The following is a 22,548-nucleotide window of genomic DNA, read 5'->3' as shown; positions in this document are numbered from 1 at the left end:
AGTGCCTAATTTAGCAAATCCAAACCGAATGGAAACCCTGCACGTTTTCCTCTGGTTCGTTTTCTTTTACTAATTTAGTTGTAGCCAACATAACTAACCATACACGAACACGTTAGCATTTATTAAAGAAAGAATTAAAATTTATAAATATGATTACAAAAGCAAAATTCATCACATTAATCTCAATAGTATTATTGATATCTCAATCTTTTATATGTAGCGCACAACAAACAACAAGTGATTTTGTGATTGGTGATAAAATTTCGTTCGAATCAAAAATACTCAACGAAAAAAGGTTAGTTGTTGTAATTCCTCCATTAGGCTATAAAAACAAATCTGAAAAAAAATATCCCGTAGTTTATGTTTTAGACGCTGGAAATAATCTTTTTGCAACTCACGGAATTACAAATTATTACTCTAAAATGTTGGAAATTATTCCTGAAGTGATAATTGTGAGTGTTGTTAATAAAGATAGAATATACGATTTCTCAACAGCTCCAGAAAAGGACTACCCTAACGGAGGAGGAGCAGACAAATTTATTAATTTTTTAGATAAAGAATTAGCTACTTATATAAATGAAACATATCCAACTTCTGGTTATAATTGTTTTGTTGGGCATTCTTTGGCAGGATTGCTTGGAGCTTATGCTCTTCAAGTTCGTCCAAGTCTTTTTGATTCGTTTATACTTATAGATCCTACAGTAGGATGGAATGAGTATCAATGTATAAAATCGTTAAAAGATTTCTTTAAAAATAACCAAGCTTTAGATAAAAAGCTTTTTATAAGCTCGTGTGGTCAAAAACAAGATGGAATCTTTACTTTTTTAGGAGAGTTGGAAATGTACGCGCCAGACAACTTTGTATGGGAACATAAACATTATAAGGGTGAAAATCATAATTCTTTAGGTCATAAAAGTATGTGTGATGGATTTGAAATGGTATTTAAAGATTGGAAAAATTAACAATAACGAAATGCCAACAATGGTTATAATTTATACTTACATTTAGACTAAATATAAAACGACAAACACTCAACAAAGGATCTGCTACAACCGAAAAATTTCCGATTTTCCAGTCGCACAAATTATAACCCTAAACCACTGTAGGGCATAAAAGAGAACCGATAAAATGGACAAAGCTCTTGAATTAAAACAAAAATATGACATCGGAGAAATTACTGAATATGAGCAATCAATTGAGTATTTTGAAAAATCGGAACTGATAAAAGAATTATTGTCTGATTTTGATTTAAATACGCTTAATTTACTGAATAGATTAGCTGAATTATCTGAAATTCCATTAACGGCAGGACTTGATAAAGTTAAATTGTGGGTAAACAAACTTGCCGATTTATCCTATTGCGGTGATGGTTTTTCACTAACAGGAAAAAGTGATGATATTTTGTCTTGCTACAATTCAATGATAACTAACATTTTGATAAAATTAAATTATGGTAATAGCAAACAAATACAAAATGGAATTGATTGGATTTTGAAATTTCAAAACTTTGAACGTGGAATGCCAAACAATTGGAGTGGTTCTAGGATTTTAAAGTATGGTGGTTGTATGAAGCAAACCCCTTGCTTTATTGGAGTAGTAAAAGCCTTAATCGCTTTAACAGAGTTCAAAAAAAGTAAGAATTACAAATCAAACACTTTGCTCGAAAAAAAACTAGAAAAAGGACTTGAATATGTACTCGAACATAGCATATTCAAAAGAAAGACCAATGATAAACCAATCACAAAAGATATAACAAAATTAACTTACCCATTCACTTACAAAATAAATTTGATTGAAATTCTTCGGCTAATAAATGACAATAATCTATTATCAGATGCAAGATGTAATTCTGCGAAAGAGTTTCTGAATAAAAAGAAAAATAAAGATGGATTTTGGAAAGTTACTAGTGTTTATTTTCCAAATTCGTGGATTGAGTTTGATAAACCAAAGGAGAATGGATTATGGTTGACTTATGAAATAAAAAAACTAATTAATTAAAATTATGCCCTACAACTACCCGTTGAAGGTAGTTAATCATTACTCTTTTAACCTTAACTTTTGGTTGACAACCAAAAGTTAATACGATTGTAAAACAATCTTGGACAACAGGAAAAGTGGCTCATTGGAGGTATGGTAAAAACTTAAGAAACTTTCTATTAAAGAATATACCAAAAAAAGCATTGGAAAATAAAATGATGGAAATGTATCAAATTGAAAAAGTACTGTAGCTAACAAAGCACAAAACACCAATACTCGCTAAACGTGCCTACTGCGTTTGTCCAGAACGTTAGCTATAATTTAAGTTGTAACATTTCTAAAAAGCTGCTGTCTATATTCAAAACACAATTGATAAAAACTCATCTTATGAAGAATAATAGTTTTTCAGTGCTAATAATTATTTGTGCTTTAATATTATCTATTGATATATCTGCACAAATACATATAAAGGGCAATATCGAAATTGATATGAATTCTGGACTATTTAGTTGTAGCCTTAACCTATCAAATATCCCTGAATTAAAAGATTATCGCATATTGCTCAACAAGGGAATGAATATAAAATATTTCAAGGATATTAAAAATGAGTTAATTAACTATAACGGACATTATGATGGCAAAACTAGGGGAGAAGCAATAGAATATACTTTTAAAAATGACACGACGATTTATCTTCCTAGAGAATTCCATATAACTTATAAAGGTGCTTTTCCGGTATACATTGATGATTTCAACCTATTTGACTATAAAGGCATAATTGCTTTTAATAATCAAACAGTAAGGGCAACAGAGCAAACAAAATGGTATCCTGTTATTTATGATTTTACCAACGATAAATTGATAAATAGTTATACGTATGATTTAACAATTAGTATAAAAGGAGGAAATACAATTTTTGTTAATGGAACTCCTCCAAAAAAAGGAGTGACTTCGCATTTTGTTTCAAAAAAGGCATATCCTCTATTATTATTTGTGGGTAACTACAATTTTATTGAAAACAATGGAGATTATATTTTAAATACAACGGTAACAAATGAGAATGCAGAGATTATATTTGAAAATATAGAATTGATTAAGGATAACCTTTCAAACAATATAGCCCTTGAGTTTACTGATAACATCTATTTGATTAATCATAAAGCTATCAATAAAAGAAAAAAGGGAAGCAGTTGGGGATTTAATACATATCCTACATTTGCCTTCACAGGATTAAACTTCGATAAGTTAATAGATGGTAATGGCAAATTCTTTAACCATCATTATAGGTATTTTGGACACGAATTTGGACATAATTATTTTGGAAATAATGTAATGTCAGGAGAATTAGGGTGGTTTTGGCTAGAATCATTCGCTGAATATCTGTCTTATAATATAGCAGAAGATTTATCCGGAAAACAATTCCTATCGCAAGTTTTGATTGAACAATTAAAACATATAAAAGATGATAGCTTTATTCCTTTAAACAAAATTGAAAATAAAAACGAAATAGGAGAAAAGTACAGATATATCTTAGCCCCCCTAATGCTAAAATGTTTCGAAGATAAATTTGGAAGGAATAAGATGAACCTAGTAATTAAATCTTTATTAGAATTTGCAAAAAATGAAACATTAACACTACAACTTTGGAAAAAGTCAGCAATTAAAAGTGGTATTAAAAAAGAAGAGTTTGAAGAATTTGAAAAAGATTTTATTACTAATGAAAAGTTCAAACAGAATATCATAAATGAAATTATAAAAAACTATAGCTAACAATGGCTATAAATAACCAGCTCAACAGAGTTGTTCCGGTGGGTTGCTTGTTCTCACCTATTTCTAAAGACCCTGCAGATATTATATTCGGTTAGTATTTGCTAAATTAGTTACTTAAACAACGCAACGAGTTATACACGAATACGTTACCCGTAAATTTTCAGATAAAAGTTGAGCGATAAAGATTAAAAACTAAGCCCTCCAAAAATATTTTTTTGTTAAAAAAGAGCATTAAAATTCCTTTTATTGTATAAACAAAAACTAAGTTTTATATCTTTAGGGTGTCCTTACATTTTGATACAATTCTTAAAAATGTGAGTTTGAACTCCCACCATTTTTACTTTATAAATTTTGAGAAGATGCAAAAAATGACACCCTCATTTCCTATTAGGAAATGGAATGAAGATGACCGTCCTCGGGAGAAATTACTTCAAAAAGGCCGTATAACCCTTAGTAATGCAGAACTAATTGCGATATTAATTAGTTCTGGGAATAATAATGAAAGTGCCGTGGCTTTAAGTCAACGTATTTTAGCCTCAACAGCAAATAATTTAAACGAATTAGGAAAGCTGGACCCTAAAGATTTAATGCAATTCAAAGGAATAGGTGAAGCTAAAGCAGTTGCTATTGCAGCAGCTTTAGAATTGGGAAGAAGGCGTAGGGAAGGAGACACACTTCAAAAAAAGAAGATTACATCCAGTAGTTCAGTTTTTGAAATAATGCACCCGGTTCTAGGCGAGCTTCCCCATGAAGAATTTTGGATTATTTACCTTAATAATTCAAACAAAATCCTGCAAATAACTCAATTGAGTAAAGGAGGAATTACAGGAACTTTGGTAGATGTTCGGTTAGCTTTTAAAAACGCACTTCAGTTAAGATCTGTTGCTGTAGTTCTAATACACAATCATCCTTCCGATACTTTAAAACCCAGTTTGGCAGATAAGCAACTCACTAAAAAGTTAAAAAAGGCAGGTGAAAACCTGGATATAAAAGTACTCGATCACATTATAATAACCGAGAAAGCATACTTTAGCTTTGCAGACGAAAACCTTCTTTAACGACCTTGCTTTTTAGTTTACATAAAAATGGCAACAGTAATTTTTTAATATACAGTGGGTTATTTATGAAGCTGTGCGGCATATTTTGGATGCATTAAATTTTCAACACTCAAAATTTTGTCCAGTTCTTCTTCTGAGAGAAGTTTTTTTTCTAATACTAGCTCACGAATATTTTTACCGGTTGCTACTGCTTCTTTTCCTAACTTATCCCCCATATGATGTCCTATATAAGGGTTTAAGAATGTTATTATTCCTACAGAATTAAAAACCATTTGTTTGGTATGTTCTTCATTTGCAGTAATACCATCAATGCATTTTTCAGCGAGAGTTACACAAGCGTTGGAAAGAAGTTCAATAGACTCAAACATACATTGTGCAATAACAGGCTCCATTACATTCAATTGTAGTTGCCCTGCTTCTGCGGCAAAAGAAATAGTTACGTCATTGCCCATAATTTTGTAACATACCTGATTTACCACTTCCGGTATTACAGGGTTTACCTTAGCCGGCATAATAGAAGAACCTGCCTGCATTTCAGGTAAATTGATTTCATTCAATCCACATCGAGGGCCGGAAGATAATAACCTTAGATCATTGCATATTTTTGAAAGTTTTACGGACGTTCTTTTTAAAGCACCGGAGATCATAACGTAGGCGCCACAATCTGAAGTAGCTTCAATTAAGTTTTCAGCTTTTACAAAACTAGCTTTGGTGTATTGCTGAAGGTAACCTATGGATAACTCTGTAAACCCTTGGGGCGCATTTACTCCTGTACCAATTGCTGTAGCACCTAAATTTACTTCCAAAATTAAATCCCGGCACCGTTTTAAGTTCTTGGTTTCTTCTTTTAAATTGGTAGACCAGGCTCCAAACTCATCTCCTAGCGACATTGGTACAGCGTCCTGTAATTGAGTTCTACCCATTTTAAGTACTTTTTTAAACTCGGCAGCTTTTTTGTCCAGGCAGGTTGTAAGAATATTGATTTTTTCGAGTAAGAGATTAATATAGTAAAAAACCGCTACTCTAAAAGCTGTTGGATAAGCATCATTGGTAGATTGAGATTTATTGACATGATCATTTGGATGTAAGATGTCATAATCTCCTTTGTTATATCCATTTAATATAAGACCAACATTTGCAATTACTTCGTTTGCATTCATATTTACCGAAGTTCCGGCTCCCCCTTGAAATACATCGGAAGGGAAATATTGAGTATACTTATTTAGGTTTTCCAAAATTTCGTTACAAGCCTGTAATATCATATCTGCTTTGGCCGAAGGGATTGTTCCTATTTCCTTATTTGCAGCTGCACATGCTTTTTTAGTAAGTATTATCCCTTTTACAAAAATGGGGTAATCACTAATTTTGGAGTGAGAAATTTGAAAATTTTGAATAGCTCTTTGAGTGTGAACTCCATAAAACAAATTATCGTATATCTCTACATCTCCTAAAAGGTCGGTTTCTTTTCTAGTTTTCATACTGTTTTTATTTAATTAATCAGAAGGTATTCGTGTGTGGTTTCGTTATGGAAAACCAACCCGCGAATCAGGATTTTACGAGCGGTTATTTCGGTAATTAAATATACAAACTAAAACTAGGTTTTACTGGTAAGAAACTCACTAAAAGTTAAAAAATACATTTTAAAATCCGTATATAAAAGGATACAGTCACCTCATAATTGTCGAAAATGTGTACTTTAGCTTTGCAGATGAAAACCTTCATTGACGATCTATGCTTTTAGTTTATACGCAAAAGATAACACCCAGAATTACCTATATTTTCAAGCATATATGCACCCGGATCTTGGGGCTGGATGTTATGTTTACTTCTGTAATTGAAGAATTGATTTCTTACGAAGGACCAAAAGTATCGTATGGGAAACAACCTCTTGGTAATGAATTATTTATGCAAAGCTATGGCTTGTTAACACAGCAGGGTTTTGAAAGCGAAAACATTGTTGTTAAGGACTGGGAAGATACTAAATGCTTTTTTTCAGTAAGTGATAAAAGTGTTTTACCGTTTGATATTTTTTCGGCAGGGTTTTATTTATTGAGTCGTTATGAAGAATACCTTCCTCATGTTAAGGATGCTATGGGACGTTACCCGGCCACTGAAAGCTTAGGTTTTAAAAATGATTTTTTACAACAACCGGTTATAGATATTTGGGCCTATAAATTGAAAGAGGCTCTTATTAAAAACTTTCCGGAGACACATTTTCATTCAAAAACCATGTCTGTCCATACACTGGTGGAGGCAAAGCAACCTTTTGCATATAAACAACGTGGGTTTTTTAGGTCTTTAGTAGGATATTTTCGAGACTTACTGAAATTCAGAATTAAAAAGATGATTGAACGAACAGCCGTTCTTTTTAATACAAAAGAGGATCCATTTAATACTTTTGAGTGGATCATCTCTACAACTAAAAAGAGCAATAATAAACTGTCTGTTTTTTTTATGTTAGGAGATGCTTTACACTTTGAAGAAAGTATAAATACAAATAGATACAAATTTAAAATGCTTTTAAAATATGTTGCTGACTATAAAGATATAGGCCTTATTTTTTCTTTTACTTCTTTGTCTAATTATGAATTGCAGAAGAAAGAAAAAAGACAAATGGAAGAAATAACCAATCGAACATTGGAAAAGTCATTTAGTGCCCAATATCTTATAAATTTACCTGAAACATACCGCAATTTGGTCGAATTGGAAATTGCCAAAGATTTTACAATGGTATATGAGGATACTCCCGGATTTAGAGCAGGGACCTGTACACCCTTTTTGTTTTATGATTTGGATTATGAGATAAAAACACCTTTAATCATTCATCCTGTCATAGCTACTACAGATGCTTTTAAAGATAAATATGCTTCAGATATCAATAAGACCATAGATATTTTGTGGAATTCGGTAAAAAAAGTGAACGGGCACTTTTCTATGCTGTTTGCCAATAGAGATTTTACCACTAAACCTACCAATGAAGTCTGGCGAACTTTGTTTTCTGAAAAATTACATTCCTATGAATAAACCAGAAATAACAGATGTTTTCTTTGACTTGGATCACACACTTTGGGATTTTGACAGGAACTCCAAACTGGCCTTTCAGCGTGTTTTTGTAAAACATAAGATCGATATGGATATAGCGACATTTATAAAGGTGTACGAGCCCGTTAATTTTGATTATTGGAAACTATTTAGAGAAGAACGTGTCACTAAGCAAGAATTACGAAGAGGAAGGCTCATAGACACTTTTAATGCTTTTAAAATAAAATTACCTGCAACAGTCATCGATACTTTGGCAGAGGCTTATATAGAAGAGCTGCCTCTGGATAATCATCTTTTTGATGGTACCGAAGAGGTTTTGGATTATTTATCTGAAAAATACATACTACATATTATTACTAACGGATTCCAGGAAGTACAACATTTAAAATTGGACAATAGTGGGATTTCTGCTTATTTTGAAACGGTAACAACATCAGAAGAGGTTGGATTAAAGAAGCCCAATCCGGTGATATTCAAAAAAGCTTTAGAAAAAGCTGTCACTCAACCTCAAAGAAGTATTATGATTGGGGATACTTTTGAAGCCGATATTTTAGGAGCCGAAGCTGTTGGAATGCAAACCCTTTTTTATAATTATAGGAATGACTATGTTCCTTCAAATTATAGGGTTGTGAACAAGTTACCGGAAATTAAAAAATATTTGTAATCATAATATTTCTATAACTAATAACGTTAGTTAAACTAGTAATCCCCCCACAATCATGAAAAAGAACCTAGCAGTGCCTTTTATGGTAGTTTTTGTAAGTTTGTTATTTATGGCTTGCGTCAAGGATACAGATTTTGACCAGGCAGAAGAAATTGCACTCACACCGGTTGTAGAACTTGACCTTATTTACCTCAATGTTGAGGCAAATGATTTTTTTGACACTGTTACTTCTACACCAACTCTAACACTTACAGATACAACTGAGATCAGATTTCTTGATGATGAACAAATCCAGGAGAGTTTAAAAAAAGCTGAATTCTTATTTAGATTTACTAATAGTATTTCCAGAGATTTTGAAATGGATTTTCAATTTTTAAGCGAACAAAATGACATTACGTATACAACCCAGACCTCTGTTCCGGCAGGGACGATCCAAAACCCGGCAACCCCTCCGGACTTTATTGAGGTAGTTGAAGGAGATGAAATTTTGCAACTTACTCAAGCATCAAAAGTAGTTGTATCTGTTACTATACCTTCTGCAGATGCAAGCCTGGAAGGAGCTCTTAACTTACAATCTAAAACCACGTATTACCTGGAATTTTAATACAATGCGAAACCTACTAACATGTATTATTACCCTATGGGTATCCACAACTATTGCACAAAATAAGCAATTGGTATATGGGGTGGAAGAAATCCCGCAATCATTATTACTAAACCCCGGAAGTAAAGTGCCACAAAAGATGCATTTTGGGATTCCGTTTTTATCGCAATTTCATTTGAATGCCGGTACTTCAGGTGTTTCTGTTTATGATATTTTTGGGGATTCAAATGTAGATATCAATACACGTATTCGAAACAAGATCTTTGAAATGAAGAATACAGATTTCTTTACCGCTACACAACAATTGGATTTGATCAACTTTGGTTGGAGAGCAAAAAATGAGATTTATTTTTCAGGAGGAATTTATCAGGAGTTTGATTTTATTTTGTACTTCCCAAGGGATCTGGCAATTCTGGCATGGGAAGGAAACCGTGATTACCTGGACTATGAATTTGATTTGGGAGAAGTAAATACAACAGGAGATTTTATGACAGTTTATCACTTTGGGGCAAATAAACAGATCAAGGATAATCTTATTGTGGGTATACGGGCAAAGCTATATTCCAGTATGTTTAGCTACCGAAGTACTAACAATAGCGGAACTTTTGTAACACGCTTAGGAGATGGAAGTGTAAATATCTATGAGCATACCGTACAAAATGCAAATGTAACTGTAGAAACATCTGGCTATGCTTCTTTGAGAGAATTAGACGGTGCTTCACAAGTGACCAGCGAAATATTGGGAAGGGCATTTTTTGGAGGAAATATTGGAATAGGAATAGATGTTGGAGCGACATATGATATCAATAAAAATTGGACCGCAAGTGCGAGTATTCTGGATGTTGGAGCTATTTTTCACTCCAAAGATGTGGAAACTTATCAAGCTACCGGTACGTATACACTTAACGGGATAGAACTTATTTTCCCTCCGCTAAGTGATGGTGAATCAACATTTCCTTACTATGAGGATCTGGAAGATGAAATTGAACGTGAGATTCCAATAGATACCTTAAACAATTCTTATACACAATTACGTCCTTTAAAGGTAAATTCTGGTATTACCTATAAATTTGGGAGAGCAGTAGGTAAGGGAGGAGAATGTGATTGTAGAAATGCGGGAGGCGGTATTGACAGAAACCAGTCAGTGGGTTTTCAGCTCTATAGTATTTTTAGGCCAAAGGCACCACAAATGGCCGGAACTCTTTTTTACTACCGAAGATTAACAGAATATTTATCGGCAAAGGCAACATATACAGCAGACTCCTATTCCTTTTCTAATGTTGGGCTGGGTGTTGCAGCCGATATAGGAAAATTCAATTTTTATATTGCCGCAGATAATCTATTGCGGTATGGAAATCTGGCAAAAGCAAAAAGCGTATCTTTACAGCTGGGTTTTAATATAAAATTTGACGAAGAGTGAAAAAATTAATTATTATAGTTTTTCTTTTTTTAGGGTTTTTTACAAAAGGTTTTTCTCAAAAAACTATTAGCGATTACAGCTATGTAGTCGTACCGGAACAATTTGAATTTCTTAATCAGAAAGATAAGTATCAACTCAATTCGATTTCCAAGTTCTTATTTAACAAACATGGATTCCATGCCTATTTCAGCAATGAAGTGCCTAATGCAAAACGATGTGAAGGATTGTATGCAGATGTAGAGAGGGGAAAGTCATTTTTTAAGACAAAATTTACAATCCTTTTAAAAGATTGTAACGGAATTGAAATTTATCGAAGCCCGGAAGGAGCTAGTAAATACAAAGAGTTTAATAAGGCGTATCAAGATGCTCTGAGGAGAGCTTTCAAAAATATTGAAGCTTTAAATGTACAACAGAAAGAGATCGTGCTTTTTGATGCAGAGGTTGTTTCAGAAAAACCTATGGAAGAAGAGCAAATGGTTGAAAAAAATATAGTGGTCAAAGAAGAAACGACTACTAATTCGGGTAAAGTTGAAAATGAAATTATTAAGACTTCAGAAAAGGCAATAAAACCAAATCTTCCAGGGTCAAAATTTTCTAATTATAATTATAATGGGAAAACATTTTTGTTAAGAAAAACTTCTGAAGGATATTCATTATATGAAGAAACTACTACAACAGACGATGGCTTGCTTTTAGTTGGAAAAATTGAAGTTATGAATTCGTCAAAAATATTTTTCACAGATACTTCAGAGAATATTTTCAAGGCTTCTTTTGATGCTTCACAAAACCTTATCATTCAGAAAAAAGATGGGGTAGTGGTTTATAGAATAGTAAACTAGAACTCGTACTTATCTTTCCAGAGATTATTTAAATACTTTTTTAGAGTGTTTTCTTTTGGATTGTTTCCGGGTTTGTAAAAAGAGGTGCTTTTGATTTCCTCAGGAAGGAATTCGTGAGGGACAAAATTACCCTCATAATTATGTGCATATTCATAATCCTTACCATAATCCAACTCTTTCATAAGCTTGGTGGGCGCGTTACGTATGGAAAGAGGCACAGATAAATCTCCGGTCTGTCGTACCACTTGTTGTGCTTCTTTAATGGCAGCATACGAAGCATTGCTCTTTGGAGAGGTTGCAAGGTAAATGGTACACTGGCTCAAAATAATACGTGCTTCGGGATATCCTATTGTATTTACGGCCTGAAATGTATTATTAGCCAGTACCAGGGCAGTAGGGTTAGCATTACCAATATCTTCGGAAGCCAAAATCACCAATCTTCTTGCTATAAATTTTACGTCTTCTCCGCCTTCAATCATTCTTGCTAACCAATAGACTGCTGCATTTGGGTCGCTTCCGCGAATGGATTTAATAAATGCCGAAATAATATCATAGTGTTGTTCTCCGGTTTTGTCGTATAAAACTGTATTTTTTTGGACTTTCTGTTGTACCAGTTCATTGGTAATCGTCACAGTATCTTTTTTCTCGGAAAGAACTACCAATTCGAGGATGTTCAATAATTTTCGGGCATCCCCTCCGGAAAGGCGTATAATAGCTTCTGTTTCCTGAAGTTTCACCTTTTTTTGGCTAAGTATATCATCTTTTTCTATTGCACGGCTTAAAAGCTCTTCTAAGTCACTTTTACTGAAAGCTTTTAAAACATATACCTGGCAACGTGATAATAATGCCGGAATCACTTCAAAACTCGGATTTTCGGTTGTAGCTCCTATGAGAGTTATCCATCCTTTTTCTACTGCACCTAACAACGAATCTTGTTGAGATTTACTAAAGCGGTGAATTTCATCAATAAACAGTATAGGATTCTTTGTGGAAAAGAGTGTGTCACTTTTTTTAGCTCTTTCAATCACTTCCCGTACTGCAGCTACACCACTGTCAACTGCACTCAAGGTGTAGAATGGCCTCCCGGATTCATTGGCAATGATATTGGCTAAGGTAGTTTTACCTGTTCCCGGTGGCCCCCAGAATATCATAGAGGAGATAACACCGGAACTAAGCTGTGAAGTAAGTGCACCCTCAGGCCCTACCAGGTGCTGTTGGCTTAAATACTCGGCTAAAGTGTTTGGGCGAATACGTTCTGCAAGAGGTGTGCTCATAAGAGCATAAAATTACAATTTTTTGCAACGAATTTATTACTGGAGGTAGAGAAGTGTTTAGATTTTTTAACAACAATTACCGAACAATTTTTACGATACCTTCTGAGTTACTGATATTTACTTTTACAAAGTACATTCCTTTAGCATAACCGGACATATCGACAGATGTATTTAAATTGTTTATGGAAGCACTATAAATTTCCTGACCCAATAGATTGAAAATTGAAATCGATGAAATTTCTTCATTGGCTCTCAGGTTTAAGATATCATTCACCGGATTAGGTATAGCTGAAAAGCCTTTGGAATCAAAGTCATTTATTGATAAAAAGGAACAACTTTTATTATTTATTGTATCAAAAAAGTAAAGATCATCTAAATAATATAAGTTGTTAGTTGATATTGAAAAGAAATTAATTCCGCCTAGACTTGCCGGAGACGCCCCATTTCCATCTTTAAAAGGGGTTCCGTTTTCAATAACATTATTATTAGTGGTTATCCATAACTCCCAAGTAGCGGTTGAAATACCAGTATTTATGTCAAAGGACATATATATATATTAAACCATTGATCGTGTGGGAAAACAAATGGAATATCATCGGAAGGGTCAGCTGTGTTTAAATCCAGGTAGCCTTCTCCGGGACTTGTGTTGTTTTGATTAAAAAATACGCTGGTAACATTGAACTCATTTGGGCAAACCGGGACACATTCCAGAAATTGCCAATAGGCCTCTCTATTTGATGGGATATACATACTAAATTGAAGACACCAAATGCCAAATATTTTGTTTCCCAGGTCGAGAGCTGCATCTGTAGTACCATCATTAGGAATTAAGCCGGATAGAGTACCGTTGTTGGCAACATCAGATGAGGACATGATCGCACACCCCGGCCCGCCTCCACAGCCCCAATCGGTCCAATGGCCACCGGAAATGGGTTGCCCTTCTGTATAATTTTCCATATTATCTGTGAATTGAGCAGATAAGCTAAACACTATAAAACAAAAAAGAAATGTCAAAAAGCTGTATCGTTTCATAGCTAAAAATTTAAGTATTCTCTTAAAGATACAAAACTTTTACCTTAGAATATACATGACAATTTATCATACATTTGAATTTGGGTGTATTTTTGAGTAGTATTGATCATGTCTAAAAACAGAGCTTTGTATTTTTCAACCGAAGTGATAGCTTATCCGCTGTTGTTTGTAATGCTTATGTGGCTTGTTTTTTGGGTTGAAACTCGTTTTAACTTGAATTTCAATTATTTAGGAATCTTACCTCAAAAATGGGAAGGACTCCGTGGTATTCTTTTCAGCCCCTTTATACATTCCAGTTTAAAGCACTTGTTTAACAATTCAGTACCCATGTTGGTGCTTACTACGGCGCTATTTTATTTTTACAGGAGCATTCGTTGGAAAGTTTTGTTATATGGTTTCGTAATTACCGGAATATTAACCTGGCTCATTGGGAGACCTGCACTGCATATTGGAGCAAGTGGTATAGTATATATGCTGGCTGCTTTTTTATGTTTTAAGGGAATATTTTCAAAACAATATCAATTAACAGCATTAGCGTTTGTAGTCGTCTTTTTGTATGGAAGTTTATTGTGGTATGTATTTCCCATCGATCCTAAAATATCATGGGAAGGGCATCTGTCCGGTTTTGTTGTAGGGATTGTGTTTGCTTTTATCTTTCGTTCTAACCCTATAGAAAATAAAAAATACGAATGGGAAAAAGAAGAATATAACCCGGAAGAAGACCCTTTTTTAAAACATTTTGATGAAAACGGAAATTTTATAGAAACACTTCCTGAAATGGAAGAAATGAACGAACCGCCCTCAATAAAAGTAAGATATACATTTAAAAAGAAGCCTTTGAAAGATAGGGAAGAAGATAAAAATTTATAAGCTTTGTTGCCGTACAACCTCATATAGAAGCGCACCACATGCAACAGAAACATTTAATGAGTTAATTTCTCCTAATAGTGGTAAGGCCGCTTTTTCATCAACGAGTTGTAATACAGATTTAGAGACGCCTTTTCCTTCAGATCCCATTACGAGAGCTAAAGGTTTTTTGAGATCCAGGTCATAAATACTGTTACCTGTTTTTTCGGTAGCCGCAATTGTACTTATTCCTGAACCCTGAAGATAAAATATGGCATCTTTAATATGATCCACTTTACAGACAGGAATCTTAAATATAGCTCCTGCAGAAGCTTTTATAGTATCCCCTGAAACAGGAGCTCCGCCTTTTTTCTGGATTATTACAGCATCAACTCCTGTACATTCTGCTGTTCTTAGAATAGCTCCAAAATTACGAACATCACTTATCTGATCTAATATTAGAAAAAGGGGAGATTCTTTTTCAGTAATACACTTTTCAATTGTTTCTTCTAAACCACTAAAAGTGATAGGGGAGGTAATAGCTACAATTCCTTGATGATTACCTCTTGTTAATCGATTCAATTTCTCTATAGGTACACTGGAAATGGATGCATCTTTATTTTCAAGATCTTTAACAATGTCATCTATTTTTGGATTGGTGATTCCTTTTTGTATATATAATTTATCAATTATAACACCTGAAGAAATAGCTTCTTGTATAGGATATATGCCAAATATAGTAGTCTCTTTCCGATTCATAGATTAACCTTAAAGCTTAAAGATATTAATTATTAAAGTTTTAAAATATAAACAATAAAAAAGAGGCAGTTTATTAAACTGCCTCTTTCTTTATAATATAATATGGTAATTCTTACTTAACGATCTTAACGATCCCTTCAGTACCACCAATATTAACTTTTACAAAGTAAGCTCCGCTAGCATAGCTAGACATGTCAACTGTAGAACTAACAGCATTTAACTTAGCATTATAAACTTCTTGTCCAAGAATGTTATAAATAGACACAGAAGAAATAGCTTCATTAGCTCTTAAGTTTAAGATGTTACTTACAGGATTTGGATATGCAGAGAAACCTTTAGCTTCTAAATCAGCAAGTCCAAGAATGATAGGAGAATCTTGATACGTAAAAGCATCCATATAGAACTCATGGTTAGTGTTACCTGAGAAGAAATCTATACCACCTAAACTAGTTGGGTAAGTTCCTGCATTATCGGTAAAAGCAGTTCCAGCTGGAATTACTTCAACACCGTCTACCCACATTTCCCAGGTAGAAGCACCGATACCACCACTAATATCCCAGTTTGTAACAATTCTAAACCACTGGTCGTGAGGGAAGTTAAAGTTAACTCCACCTAAAGCAGTATCATCAATGATACCTACACCAGGAGCACCGTTATCTTGGTTGAAGTAAATATTACCAACAATCCATTCTCCAGCACCAATTGGCACTGTACCTTGTAAGTTGTAATATCCTTCTTTACCGGCAGGGATGTACATCCACATGTCAAGACCCCAAGTTCCAAAGATTTTGTTACCAAGGTCAAGTACTGCATCTGTAGTACCATCACCAGGAATCAACCCAGATTTAGCACCATCTTGTGCAAAGTTAGCCGAAGACATAATTGCACATCCGGCTCCTCCACCACAGCCCCAGTCGGTCCACCAACCACCAGAAATAGGATCACCGACAGTGTAAGCCTCCATGTCATCTGTAAATTGTGCGTTCATACTTACCATTGCGAAAGTAAATAATACCGCTAAAAAATAATTTTTTTTCATGATTTATAACTTTTTATATTAGTATGAATCAAATCTACAAATATTTTTTGATTTTTTCATTAAAGTTTTCAAAATATATTGAATTTTTAGTTAAAACAACGCAACCATTAATTTTTTTTGAATCTTATTATATACTATCATTTAGTAAGCATAACCTGTTATACTTACTATTTGTAATATACTGACTACAAAAAAAGGTTTTGCCAACAAGCAAAACCTTTTTTTGTTTCAAGAATAAAAATTAATTAATTATTCAAAAAGATGATATTATAAAAAAATGGTGATTGAAAATAATTTCCTGATTCTACGGTAGGTCCTACGTTAGTGTCAGTAAAAACTCTTCCATCATTCATTTCTAGTTCAAGACGCAAATAAATATAAGTAGGAAAAGAAAAGTTTGCACCAGGATTGTTATCTACAATAGTTTGTGTAGGAACTGTTAATCCTATGCTTGGTAAATTATTTACTTCGCTAGGAGTGAATTCAGAGGCAGGAAAAGTTTCTAATTGTACTTCTGCAATATCATTGCCTTGAGAATCTGTTAAAGGAATAGTTTGGTCCTGGTCTTCATAAAGAGAAGCATATACTCTAACTTCTTTGAAATCCGGTTGGATGGTTCCATTTCCTTCTTGAATTTCTATAACTGCCTCAACAACATCCGGGAAATCGTCACCGGGAGTTAGGTTATGAGGTGCAGTACTTGGCTCCACTAGTGTTCTTATAAATGCAGCGGAGGTATCAACATTTTCGTACAACTCATCAATTGGTAGTGTACTGTCTTCACAAGAACTAGTTCCTGCTATTAGTAGGCATCCTATTAAAAAAACTTTAAATATATTTTTCATAATGTGCATTTGTTAGATTAATTTGAAAATGGAAATGCAGGTGCATCAGGATTGTTATCCCAAAACACTTTTACAGCTACAGTTTCTTTTTGTATTATATTATTATTGCTGGTTGCTTCATTTGCCGGATACAAAAATGATCTAACAAAAGAACCTGACGCAGACTCTATATTGAATTGCAACGTCTTAGGATATCCTGTTCTTCTGTAAAAATTGTAAGCATCTATTCCATCTCCATACAAATTAACAAAATATTGCTCTGCGAATATATTCCAAGAATCATCAGAAGTATTAGTAATTTGAGATGCTTGACTGTTCACAAATTCGGTAATATCGTTAGCGGTAGGTACCAATTCACCAGAAAAAATAGGTAATGGCTCATTATTTGGACCGTTTGGCGCTGTAACATCTCCGGTAGCCGGATCAACAATTGCTGTATCTAATAGCAAGTTTGGATCATAATCCGGATCTGAAGATGGAGTAAATGAAGTAACCTTAGCAATATTCTTACTAATTGCAGAAGCTACCAGTTGAGATGCAGCTGAAGGGTTTCCACTAACAAGAGCTATTTCTGCTCTCCAGAAATCGACAGTGGATGCCAGTACTAATGGTAATATTCCTGCACCCATTAAGCCAGAATCTACAGCAGCAGCATTATTGTTTACATTATAAACAAACTCATACTCTTGAGTATTAGTGTTAAGCTCTACAGTTCCATCTCTATTGGTTCCGGCATCATATTTACCTCCAAATGGATAAATACCGGCAAGTGTTCTTCTAAAGTTATCTGGTGGAATTCCCTCATCGTTTCCATGATCTCTACCCCAATATCCGGAAGCTAAGTTACAATATGCCATAGAGGCTGGGTAATGTTGTGGTCTTGCTTGTGTTGAACATTGAATTTGAGCTGAATTAGTTGCACAAGAATTGCCATTAGCATCAACACTTCCTGGAGTACAAGGAGATTGTCTAAAGAAGTAGTAAAAACGTCTTGGATCATCAGTATTTAGCATTAAATCCATTAACCAGTTAGCCCTATAAGCTCCTCCTGTGGCACCAGTTACGGTATAATTTAAAGCATATTCAGGATGCCTAGTGTTTGGAGATGATGGACTATTTCCATATTGCCATTGAAAGTCATCATCAGAACTGGAAATATAATTTCCAGAATTAACGATAGCATTAAATTTACTAATGGCATCACCATCAACTAATCTTGTAGTTAAATATCCCCTCATTTTTAAAGTATTGGCAAGTCTGATCCATTTAGAAAAATCATTGTCGTAGTAGAAATCATTTACTATGGGATCCCCTCCAGCATTCAAAAAAGCAATACCTTCATCTAGCATAACCATGGCTTCTGCATACACAGCTGCATCATCATCAGCACTAGGGAAAGGAAATTCTGCAGGATTTGTTGCTTCACTTAGTGGCACATCCCCATAAAAATCTACAAGCGTCATCAATGCAAATGCCTTTAAAATTCGCATCACACCTATATGGTTATTTGCTCCTTCTAACTCAGCAATGCCTTCAGCTCCCTTCATATTAGAGAACATAGCTTGGTAAGCAAGTTCCCATTCAATATTAGTAGTCTCAGCACTAAAATTGTTTATGTAAGTTCTACCAAACATATATTCAATTCTGGTAAGTTCAGCACCATTTTTGCTCATTCTTTGCATAAAATCAGCAAAATCAACTTGAATAGAAACTAAATAACGTTCTAAATCTGCTTTATCCTCTGTTACATTATTAGGATCATCTAGCAATTCTAAATCTATAGTCTCACAGGAAGTAAACAAAACTCCTATAAGTAGAAATAGAGATAAGAAAATTTTATTTGTATTTTTCATTTTGAATTATTTTTTATGTTAAAAAGTTACATTAACGCTCATGCCATAACGCTTACTACTTGGACCTGTTAAGAAATCAAAACCTTGTCCGTTCCCAGCGCCTAAACCAGCTACATTCGGGTCAAAATTAATACCTTCAGGAGTATTGTATGCATCATACCAAAGGTTATAGCCACTCGCTTTAATTACTACTTTTCCAAAGGGTGTTTTTTCTAATAGTTTTGAAGGTACTGTATAACCAAGAGATACTTCTCTAAGGCGTATCACAGATCCGTCATAAATAGATAGCTCATCTGCTGGACTAGCAAAACCATTACTGAAATAAAAATCGGAATTATTAATTTGAATATCGTTTGGAAGCCCTGTTGCCTGGCTTACACCTGGTAGAATGTAGGTGCCTAATCTGTCTTCTGTATCAGTAGTCAATCCTCTACCCATTAAGGAAGCAACAGTAACAGAATAAATATCTCCACCAGAGACATGGTTAATTGAAACACCTAACGAAAATCCTTTATAAGAAAAAGTGTTAGTGTAGTTCATTACAAAATCTGGATTAGGGTCTCCTATTGCAGGTAAAAGTCCTTCTTCATCTAACGCTTCTGAAACATAATTTCCAATACCGTCTACCAATAAGTTTCCATCCTCATCACGTGCTATTCTTTCACCAAAAATAGTTCCTAATGGGTATCCTACTCGTGCACCATTTCCGAGGTTATCAAAACCTTCATATATAATAAGCCTGGAATCTTCACTAAGTTTTGTTACTTCACTTTCAATTTTTGTAAAATTCCATCCTATATTCCAACCAAAACCATCCGGATTATTAAAAATAGATAATCCTAAATCTGCTTCAATACCGTCCGCTTCAATTTCACCAATATTTGATGCAGTTTCAGAAGCTCCACTACTTGGAGGAACTGGACGCTCCTCGACGATCAAATTCTCTGTTCTTCTTTTATAATAGGACAAGTCGAAAGTTAATCTGTTAAACAATTTACCTTCTACACCAAACTCGATTTCTTCAAACAATTCCGGTTTAATATCTGGATTTCCAACAAAATCATCTGTTGTGTTTCCAGTTATATTACCATTGGAATCTGCCCAAGACTGAGTATTAAGAATAACTGTAGTAACTGTAGGATAACCATCTGCAAAGTTTGCAGAAGTTCCGTAACCAGCTCTAAGTTTTAAGTAGTTTATACCAACGTCAGATTTTATGTCTGGAAAAGCCGCTGTAGGGATAAAAGACACACTGGCAGATGGGTAAAATAATGAATTATTATTAGCATTGGATACCCAGTCATTTCTTCCTGCAAAATTTAAAAACAACATATTCTTTATGTCGAAATTAACTTGTCCGTATAATCCAACAATATTTCTTCTACGTTTAGTTTCAGCATCAATATCATCAATACCATCATCGTCGAAATCTACTCTTGTAGAGTGATTTACAAAACCTGTATGGTCGAAAAAGTCAAAAACTTGTTGATTGTCACTAAACATTCCAACTCTCTTATATTCTGTACTTCTTGAAGTGGCACCTGCTAAGAAACTAACATTTAAGAGATCGTTAAACATAGAATAATTATTACCACTTAATACTATTTTGTGATCGGTAATTGTATTAGTATTATTATAAGTATAATAGAAACCAGAATCAATGATAGGCGCTCCGGTAACACCACCTCTATTTTGTCTATTTACATTATCTTCAGAATAGGTGTCAATACTCGCTTGATAGAGTATATTGAGATTATCTGTCAAATTATAATCTAGAGAAGCAAAACCATTTACACGATTAGTTTTTTGTGAAAATTTAGCATTTTTAACAGTCCATAAAGGATGCTGAATAGCATTATCATCTCTGTAGTATATACTGCTTCCATCAGGTAGTTCAAAAGGAAGTTCGAAAATATCTATACTTCGTGGAGTATAAAAAAGGTCTCCAAAAATAGAAGATCCGGCACCTACGACACTACTACCTAAACTGGTAGCAACTGGCGGTGTTTTGAAATTTGTTAACGTATAATTCAAAGAACCCTTAACGTTTATCTTATCTGTTAGCTTTGCACCTCCAGCAACTGTAAGGTTATTTCGCGTAACTTCATTTCCAGGAGTAAAACCAGTATCATTTAAATGACCAAATGATAATCCGTAGTTATATTTGTTGTCTTCACTTCTACCTCTTATGTTAATGGATGCATTAGCAGTACCTCCGGTTCTAAAAAAATCTTTCACACTGTTTCTGGGTCTCCATTGATATCTTGCTCCTTCATATTGAGCTTGAAATTCTGGATAACCGGTAGCTAAAAAGGAAGAAGTAGCATAAGGGTGAGCAAGTGTGCCATCTGAATTAAATCCAAGAAGGGGATCATCGTCATTAATAAAAGTTCCCCATCCTCCGAGGCCATCTTCATAGAAACCAGGACCCCAGTTACTATAAAACCATCCATCAGCATCCGCTTGGTTAAACCCACCACCATATACATCTTGATAATCTGGTAATGAAGCTACTTCATTGAAAAAATAAGAAGAGGATATTTCGATTTGTTGTTTAGAGGCTAGGTTTTTAGAACTACCAGTTTTAGTAGTTATTAATATTACTCCATTTCTACCTTCAGTTCCATATAGTGTTGTAGCAGCTAGACCTTTTAATATATCAATATTTTCAATATTACTTGGGTCAATATCAAATGATCTACTGGAACCCATATTTCCATCTACAAAATTACCCGCTTCATTAGTGTCATTACTATAAGGAATCCCATCAATAACATATAGGGCATTGTTGTCACCTGAAAAGGAATTCAAACCTCTAATAATAACTTGGTTAGCTGATCCTGATAGACCATTTTGGGTTGTGATATTGATACCTGCAGATTTACCACTTAGTATACGAGATAAATCAGCTTCCGGGTTATCTTTTATTTGCTCTTCTTTAACAGATGATACTGCATAACCAAGAGCCTTTTTTTCTTTTCGGATACCAGATGCTGTTACAACAACTTCCTCTAATACAGCAGCATCTTCTTGTAATTGGACACTAATTGTATTAGATCCCGCAGTGACGGGCCTCTCCACGGTAGTAAAGCCTACATAGCTAAACACAAGTGTTTGGGCAACACTAGCTTGAATGCTGTAATTGCCGTCAAAATCACTTTGAGTACCATTACTAGTGCCCTTTACTATAATATTAACCCCGGGTAAAGGCAGGCCAGTATTATCTGTCACCGATCCGGAGATTGTTTTTTCTTGTGCGAACGTAAGTTGCACTACAAACGCTAGTAATAGCGTCAAAATTCCACTAAACTTTGTTCTCATTTTATAATTTATTTGAATTAGCCAATGCCAAAAATCACAATAAAAAGTTAAATACACAACTTTTTAAACTTAAAATTTAGTTTTTTTTAAAGAACTGTTAAGTTATTGTTATGATATCTAAAAGTAATTTAACGAAAGGAAATTCATAAAAAAATTCTGGTAAAAAAAAACACCTATAAAATTTATAGGTGTTAAAAAGTTTAGT

Annotated in this window: 19 protein-coding genes; 10 read left to right on the top strand and 9 right to left on the bottom strand. The window is 34.1% G+C overall.

The features are described from left to right. The first annotated feature begins 149 nt into the window (after positions 1 to 149). From ACY2RT_RS11205 to radC, 4 genes are all read left to right on the top strand, one after another. Positions 150 to 962 (top strand): alpha/beta hydrolase, encoded by an 813-nt coding sequence (locus tag ACY2RT_RS11205; protein ID WP_490156001.1) that lies wholly within the window; start codon positions 150 to 152, stop codon positions 960 to 962. A 166-nt stretch (positions 963 to 1,128) separates the two neighbouring features. Further along, positions 1,129 to 1,998 (top strand): hypothetical protein, encoded by an 870-nt coding sequence (locus tag ACY2RT_RS11200; RefSeq protein WP_490156000.1) that lies wholly within the window; start codon positions 1,129 to 1,131, stop codon positions 1,996 to 1,998. 366 nt (positions 1,999 to 2,364) lie between these two features. Further along, positions 2,365 to 3,747, top strand: coding sequence for a hypothetical protein (locus tag ACY2RT_RS11195; protein WP_490155999.1), 1,383 nt, complete (start codon positions 2,365 to 2,367; stop codon positions 3,745 to 3,747). A gap of 359 nt (positions 3,748 to 4,106) precedes the next feature. Next, on the top strand, positions 4,107 to 4,805 hold the full coding sequence (gene radC, locus ACY2RT_RS11190; protein WP_490155998.1) for a RadC family protein: 699 nt from the start codon (positions 4,107 to 4,109) through the stop codon (positions 4,803 to 4,805). Positions 4,806 to 4,864: 59 nt separating this feature from the next. Here radC and aspA read toward each other — a convergent pair whose 3' ends face one another. Beyond that, the gene (aspA, locus tag ACY2RT_RS11185; protein ID WP_490155997.1) at positions 4,865 to 6,283 is read right to left on the bottom strand and encodes an aspartate ammonia-lyase; all 1,419 of its coding nucleotides are present in this window, start codon (positions 6,281 to 6,283) and stop codon (positions 4,865 to 4,867) included. 253 nt (positions 6,284 to 6,536) lie between these two features. On the opposite strand from aspA, the gene ACY2RT_RS11180 reads away from it, so the two are divergent. The 5 genes from ACY2RT_RS11180 to ACY2RT_RS11160 are packed head-to-tail and all read left to right on the top strand — an operon-like array spanning position 6,537 to position 11,374. Beyond that, on the top strand, positions 6,537 to 7,829 hold the full coding sequence (locus ACY2RT_RS11180) for a DUF7033 domain-containing protein (RefSeq protein ID WP_490155996.1): 1,293 nt from the start codon (positions 6,537 to 6,539) through the stop codon (positions 7,827 to 7,829). Then, on the top strand, positions 7,822 to 8,511 hold the full coding sequence (locus tag ACY2RT_RS11175) for a YjjG family noncanonical pyrimidine nucleotidase (protein WP_490155995.1): 690 nt from the start codon (positions 7,822 to 7,824) through the stop codon (positions 8,509 to 8,511). Before ACY2RT_RS11180 ends, ACY2RT_RS11175 begins: the two co-directional genes overlap by 8 nt. A gap of 55 nt (positions 8,512 to 8,566) precedes the next feature. Further along, on the top strand, positions 8,567 to 9,115 hold the full coding sequence (locus tag ACY2RT_RS11170; RefSeq protein WP_490155994.1) for a hypothetical protein: 549 nt from the start codon (positions 8,567 to 8,569) through the stop codon (positions 9,113 to 9,115). Between the two features lie 4 nt (positions 9,116 to 9,119). Then, complete coding sequence (locus ACY2RT_RS11165; protein WP_490155993.1) at positions 9,120 to 10,535, top strand: DUF5723 family protein; 1,416 nt, start codon at positions 9,120 to 9,122, stop codon at positions 10,533 to 10,535. Beyond that, a complete protein-coding gene (locus ACY2RT_RS11160; protein ID WP_490155992.1) occupies positions 10,532 to 11,374 on the top strand; it encodes a hypothetical protein in 843 nt (280 codons plus the stop codon). Before ACY2RT_RS11165 ends, ACY2RT_RS11160 begins: the two co-directional genes overlap by 4 nt. On the opposite strand, the gene ACY2RT_RS11155 is transcribed toward ACY2RT_RS11160, so the two are convergent. The 3 genes from ACY2RT_RS11155 to ACY2RT_RS11145 all read right to left on the bottom strand — a co-directional run bounded on the left by ACY2RT_RS11155 (position 11,371) and on the right by ACY2RT_RS11145 (position 13,680). Then, entirely contained in the window at positions 11,371 to 12,648 is a 1,278-nt protein-coding gene (locus ACY2RT_RS11155; protein ID WP_490155991.1) for a replication-associated recombination protein A, read from the bottom strand. The two genes, ACY2RT_RS11160 and ACY2RT_RS11155, sit on opposite strands and share 4 nt — an antisense overlap. A 76-nt stretch (positions 12,649 to 12,724) precedes the next feature. Beyond that, entirely contained in the window at positions 12,725 to 13,195 is a 471-nt protein-coding gene (locus tag ACY2RT_RS11150) for a T9SS type A sorting domain-containing protein (RefSeq protein WP_490155990.1), read from the bottom strand. Then, positions 13,180 to 13,680, bottom strand: a complete 501-nt coding sequence (locus ACY2RT_RS11145; RefSeq protein ID WP_490155989.1) for a hypothetical protein — start codon at positions 13,678 to 13,680, stop codon at positions 13,180 to 13,182. The genes ACY2RT_RS11150 and ACY2RT_RS11145 overlap by 16 nt, the downstream gene beginning before the upstream one ends. Positions 13,681 to 13,806: 126 nt before the next feature. Between ACY2RT_RS11145 and ACY2RT_RS11140 the strand changes: the two genes are divergently transcribed. Beyond that, positions 13,807 to 14,550 carry a rhomboid family intramembrane serine protease gene (locus ACY2RT_RS11140; protein ID WP_490155988.1) on the top strand — a complete coding sequence of 248 codons (744 nt, stop codon included), beginning with the start codon at positions 13,807 to 13,809 and terminating at the stop codon, positions 14,548 to 14,550. Here the strand turns inward: ACY2RT_RS11140 and rlmB are convergent. From rlmB to ACY2RT_RS11115, 5 genes are all read right to left on the bottom strand, one after another. Continuing rightward, a complete protein-coding gene (gene rlmB, locus ACY2RT_RS11135; RefSeq protein WP_490155987.1) occupies positions 14,545 to 15,285 on the bottom strand; it encodes a 23S rRNA (guanosine(2251)-2'-O)-methyltransferase RlmB in 741 nt (246 codons plus the stop codon). The genes ACY2RT_RS11140 and rlmB overlap by 6 nt on opposite strands. Before the next feature lie 112 nt (positions 15,286 to 15,397). Next, positions 15,398 to 16,324: a T9SS type A sorting domain-containing protein gene (locus ACY2RT_RS11130; RefSeq protein ID WP_490155986.1), complete on the bottom strand. Its 927-nt coding sequence runs from the start codon at positions 16,322 to 16,324 to the stop codon at positions 15,398 to 15,400. Between the two features lie 245 nt (positions 16,325 to 16,569). Next, positions 16,570 to 17,169: a hypothetical protein gene (locus tag ACY2RT_RS11125; protein WP_490155985.1), complete on the bottom strand. Its 600-nt coding sequence runs from the start codon at positions 17,167 to 17,169 to the stop codon at positions 16,570 to 16,572. Between the two features lie 17 nt (positions 17,170 to 17,186). Continuing rightward, positions 17,187 to 19,022 (bottom strand): SusD/RagB family nutrient-binding outer membrane lipoprotein, encoded by a 1,836-nt coding sequence (locus ACY2RT_RS11120; protein ID WP_490155984.1) that lies wholly within the window; start codon positions 19,020 to 19,022, stop codon positions 17,187 to 17,189. 18 nt (positions 19,023 to 19,040) lie between these two features. Further along, positions 19,041 to 22,343 carry a SusC/RagA family TonB-linked outer membrane protein gene (locus tag ACY2RT_RS11115; protein WP_490155983.1) on the bottom strand — a complete coding sequence of 1,101 codons (3,303 nt, stop codon included), beginning with the start codon at positions 22,341 to 22,343 and terminating at the stop codon, positions 19,041 to 19,043. Between the last annotated feature and the right edge of the window lie 205 nt (positions 22,344 to 22,548).

The sequence above is a fragment of the Ulvibacter sp. 2210JD10-4 genome, from assembly GCF_058148525.1.
The sequence above is the reverse complement of the archived record's forward strand: the minus strand, read 5'-3'. Positions and strand labels throughout refer to the sequence as shown.